The following is a 3,610-nucleotide window of genomic DNA, read 5'->3' as shown; positions in this document are numbered from 1 at the left end:
CCGTCGCGCAGCGGGGCGCGCCGGCTCCGGCGCCGTCCGCCGCCGCCGCGCCCGACGCGGGCGGCGACGTGCCGCACATCGACGACCTGTTGCGGCTGATGATCGAGCGCGGCGGCTCCGACCTCCACGTCACGGTCGGCAGCCCCCCCGGCATCCGCATCCGTGGCGAGATCGTGCCCGTCGAGAACCACAAGGCGCTCTCGCCGAAGGACACGATGGCGATGCTGCTGTCGCTGCTCTCCGAGGAGCAGCGCAAGCGGTTCGAGACGGAGCTCGAGCTCGACTTCGCCTACTCGATACCGGGCCTGTCCCGCTTCCGCGCGAACGTCTTCCAGCAGCGCAACTCGATGGGCGCGGTCTTCCGCGTCATCCCGATCAACATCCCGACGTTCGAGCAGCTCGGCCTGCCGAAGGTCTGCCGGTACCTCGCCGAGCGCCCGCGCGGTCTCGTGCTCGTCACCGGCCCGACCGGCTCTGGCAAGTCCACCACACTCGCGGCGATGGTCGACCACATCAACGCGACCCGGTCGCTCCACATCATCACGATGGAGGACCCGATCGAGTTCATGCACCGCAACAAGAAGGCGTACGTGAACCAACGCGAGATCGGTGAGGACACGCACTCGTTCTCCTCGGCGCTCAAGCGCGTGCTGCGACAGGACCCGGACGTCATCCTCGTCGGCGAGATGCGCGACCTCGAAACGATCTCCGCCGCGATCACGGCGGCCGAGACCGGCCACCTCGTGCTCGCCACCCTGCACACGACCGGCGGCCCCGAGACCATCGACCGCATCATCGACGTCTTCCCGCCGCATCAGCAGCAGCAGGTGCGCATGCAGCTGTCGAACACGCTCGAGGGCGTGCTCTCACAAGTGCTGCTCCGTTCGACCGACGGCCGCAGCCGCGTGATGGCCATGGAGATCATGCTCGGCATCCCCGCCATCCGGAACCTCATCCGCGAGGGCAAGACGCACCAGATGCCCACCATCATCCAGGGCGGTGCGTCGCTCGGCATGCAGACGTTGGACCAGTCGCTGAAGAACCTGCTGCAGGGCGGGAAGTGCTCGTTCGAGGAGGCCATCGGCAAGGCGCAGAACCCCCGCGAGCTGGCAGGCATGGTCGGCCGGAAGATGCCGTAGGCGCCGACGGCCGCATCGGCCCGCGCGCTGCTCTGAGAGGAGACCGCCGTGGACACCGTCCGCGTGCGTTGGAACGGCAATCGCCAGTTCGTCGGGTGGGACGAGGCCGGGCACGGCGTCGTCATGGACGCACCCGCGGCGTACAAGGGGGAGGGCGCCGGCCCCCGTCCGGTCGAGCTCGTGCTCTACGCGCTGGCGGCATGCACGGGGATGGACGTCGTCTCCATCCTCGAGAAGAAGCGCCAGCCGTTCACGGGTGTCGAGATCGTGGTCGGCGGGACGCAGCGCGAGGACGACTACCCGCACTACTACGAGGAAGTGACGCTCGAGTACGTGGTCACCGGGCACGGGGTCGACCCGGCCGCGGTCGAGCGCGCGATCGAGCTGTCCGAGGAGAAGTACTGCTCCGTGAAGGGGATGTTCGGTCCGCAGGTTGTCGTGACCGCCTCGTTCCGCATCGTCGAGGACGGCGGGGCAGGCGGGCCGGCCGCCGCCGAGGAGGGCTGAGCGCATGGGCGAGTACGACTATGCGGTGCTCATGCCGGTCTACAACGAGGCGGCCACCGTCGGCGCCGTGCTCGACGCGGTCCGCGTCCACTACCACGGCGAGGTCCTCGTGGTCGATGACGGCTCGACCGACGGGACGCAGTCCGTCCTGGCCGAGCGCGACGACATCCTGCCCCTCTGGCACCCCGAGAACCTCGGCTACGGGCGCTCGCTGATCGACGGCCTCGCGTACGCGCGGTTCATCGGCCTGGAGTATCTCGTGACCATGGACTGCGACGGCCAGCATGAGCCGGCGCACATCCCGCAGTTCTTCGCGGAGCTGATGGCCGGGGGCGACATCATCTCCGGCAGCCGGTACCTGCCGGACAGCGGCTCGGCCGGCGAGGCGCCCGAGGAGCGCCGGCGCATCAACGAGCAGGTGACCGCCGAGGTCAACCGCGTGACCGGGTGGGGGCTCACCGACGCGTTCTGCGGCTTCAAGGCGTACCACCTCCCGGCCCTCGACGCGCTCGCGCTGTCCGAGCAGGGGTATGCATTCCCCATGCAGCTGTGGGCGCAGGCATGGAAGGCCGGCCTCTCGGTCCGCGAGGTCGCGGTCGAGCGCATCTACGTGACCGGCGACCGGTCGTTCGGCGAGGACCTGGACGACCCCGGCAAGCGGCTCGAGTACTACCTGCGTGTGTGGCGTGATTCGGTGGGGAGTGACGAGTGAGCGTCGACGCCGTCTGCGTGGGGGCACACCCCGACGACGTGGAGATCGGCATGGGCGGCACCGTGGCCGGCATGGTCCGCCGCGGGCTCGGCGTGATGATCGTCGACCTGACGAACGGCGAGCCGACGCCGCACGGCACCCCCGAGACGAGGGCGGCCGAGGCGACCGAGGCGGCCGCGGTCCTCGGCTGCGGGCGGGTCACGCTCGACCTTCCCAACCGCGAGCTGTTCGACACCGTCGAGGCGCGGACCGCGCTCGCCGAGGTCATCCGCGAGCTGCGGCCGGAGATGCTGTTCATGCCGTACCCGGTCGACGCCCACCCCGACCACGTCGCCGCGGCGTCGATCGCGGAAGCCGCCCGGTTCTACGGCAAGTTCACGAAGACGCCGATGGCAGGGGAGCCGCACTTCGTCCCGCGTGCGTACCGGTACCTCGCGGTGCATCTGCGCGTGGTCGCCCGGCCTTCGTTCTGCGTGGACGTCACCGCGGACATGGCCGCCAAGGCCGCTGCGCTGCGCTGCTATCGCTCGCAGTTCGAGGTGAATGAGGCGAACGCTGGCGCCATACCGATGATCGAGGCGACCGCGGCCCACTGGGGCGCGATGGCGCGCGTGGCGGCCGCGGAGCCCTTCTTCGCGCTCGAGACCCCGTGCGTGCCGGGGCCCGAGGCGTTCCTCTAGGCGCGGCGAAGGTGGCGCACGCCAGGCCGAGCGTCCCGCAGGGGCACGGCGAGCTGCTCGTACAGCCGCCCTACGCCGATTGGGCGTCGATCGCCGAGGCGAACCGGGCCGCGGCGGCGGCGTGGGACGCCCGTATCGGCGGCCTGCCCGCAGCGGAGCTTCGCGCCCTCGCGAGGCGCGAGGCTTGCGATGCCGCGGCGTCCTTCTCCGCTCGCATCGGCGTGCCCGTGGCGGCCGCCGACCCCGCGGGGCTCCTCGTCATGACCGGCCACCAGCCGGAGCTCTACCACCCCGGGGTATGGGTGAAGGACTTCCTGCTCCAGCGCCTCGCCGATGACACCGGCGCGACCGCGATCGATCTGGTGGTCGACTCGGACGGCTTCGACACGGTCGCCGCGGTGTTCCCCTGCATGCGGCCGGAGGCCGCGCGCTGCCGAGCGACGCTGGCGGTGGCCGCTCCCGGCGCCTGCTACGGCTGCACGCCCGCCCCCGACGCGGCGCAGGCTGCCGCGTTCCGTGCCGCCGGGGCGGACGCGCTCGGCACCCTCCCGACGCCGGCCCTCGCGCGGCAC

5 protein-coding genes are annotated in these 3,610 nt (G+C 71.2%); all 5 read left to right on the top strand.

The features are described from left to right. Positions 1 to 98: 98 nt before the first annotated feature. A complete protein-coding gene (locus FDZ70_07790) occupies positions 99 to 1,139 on the top strand; it encodes a type IV pilus twitching motility protein PilT (protein ID TLM73378.1) in 1,041 nt (346 codons plus the stop codon). A 48-nt stretch (positions 1,140 to 1,187) separates the two neighbouring features. Further along, positions 1,188 to 1,646, top strand: coding sequence for an OsmC family protein (locus tag FDZ70_07785; GenBank protein TLM73377.1), 459 nt, complete (start codon positions 1,188 to 1,190; stop codon positions 1,644 to 1,646). Positions 1,647 to 1,650: 4 nt separating this feature from the next. Further along, the gene (locus tag FDZ70_07780) at positions 1,651 to 2,358 is read left to right on the top strand and encodes a glycosyltransferase family 2 protein (protein TLM73376.1); all 708 of its coding nucleotides are present in this window, start codon (positions 1,651 to 1,653) and stop codon (positions 2,356 to 2,358) included. Continuing rightward, positions 2,355 to 3,038 carry a bacillithiol biosynthesis deacetylase BshB1 gene (locus tag FDZ70_07775; protein ID TLM73375.1) on the top strand — a complete coding sequence of 228 codons (684 nt, stop codon included), beginning with the start codon at positions 2,355 to 2,357 and terminating at the stop codon, positions 3,036 to 3,038. The genes FDZ70_07780 and FDZ70_07775 overlap by 4 nt, the downstream gene beginning before the upstream one ends. A gap of 11 nt (positions 3,039 to 3,049) precedes the next feature. Then, a partial coding sequence (locus tag FDZ70_07770) for a hypothetical protein (GenBank protein TLM73374.1) occupies positions 3,050 to 3,610 on the top strand: 561 nt, incomplete at its 3' end.

It is taken from the genome of Actinomycetota bacterium (genome assembly GCA_005774595.1).
In the GTDB taxonomy this organism is placed as follows: Bacteria; Actinomycetota; Coriobacteriia; order Anaerosomatales; family D1FN1-002; genus D1FN1-002.
The sequence above is the reverse complement of the archived record's forward strand: the minus strand, read 5'-3'. Positions and strand labels throughout refer to the sequence as shown.

What these genes read in the sequence shown, in the direction of transcription:
- FDZ70_07790 (TLM73378.1), top strand. Translation starts at nt 99, where the DNA reads ATGATCGAGCGCGGCGGCTCCGACCTCCACGTCACGGTCGGCAGCCCC.
- FDZ70_07780 (TLM73376.1), top strand. Translation starts at nt 1,651, where the DNA reads ATGGGCGAGTACGACTATGCGGTGCTCATGCCGGTCTACAACGAGGCG.